At 61.8% G+C, this 560-nt stretch carries 1 pseudogene; it reads left to right on the top strand.

Annotated features, from left to right (window positions below):
- Positions 1–560, top strand: a pseudogene (locus tag QQL28_RS45815) (IS630 family transposase); the annotation flags it as partial.

Genomic DNA, 560 nt, shown 5'->3' on the forward strand with positions numbered 1-560 from the left:
GTCGCGGCCTGAAGGTCGACTACCACTCGGTGTGGGACTTCGTGCATGCCGAGAAGCTCAGCTTCAAAAAAAAGCGTGGCGGCTGGCGAACGCGATCGACCCGAGGTCGCGCGGCGGCGGGCCCAGTGGACAAGGTATCAAGATCGCGTCGAAGTTGAGCGGCTGGTCTTCATCGACGAGACCTGGACCAGGACCGATATGGCGCCCTTGCGGGGATGGGCGCCGCGCGGGCGCAGACTTCACGCCAAGGTTCCCCACGGCCGCTGGAAGACCATGACCTTCCTGGCGGCCTTGCGCCATGACCGGATCGATGCGCCATGGTTCATCGAGGGGCCGATCGATGGCGTGAGCTTTCGCACCTATGTCGAGAAGGTTCTTCTGCCCGTCCTTCGACCCGGCGATATCGTCATCTTGGACAACCTCGGCAGCCACAGGAGCAAAGCAGTTCGCCAACTCATCCGTTCGGTCGGCGCCAAACTCTTCTTCCTGCCAAAATACTCGCCCGACCTGAACCCGATCGAACAGGTCTTTGCCAAGCTCAAGCACCTCGTCCGCAAAGC

The organism is Bradyrhizobium iriomotense, from assembly GCF_030160715.1.
Classification (GTDB): Bacteria; Pseudomonadota; Alphaproteobacteria; order Rhizobiales; family Xanthobacteraceae; genus Bradyrhizobium; species Bradyrhizobium iriomotense.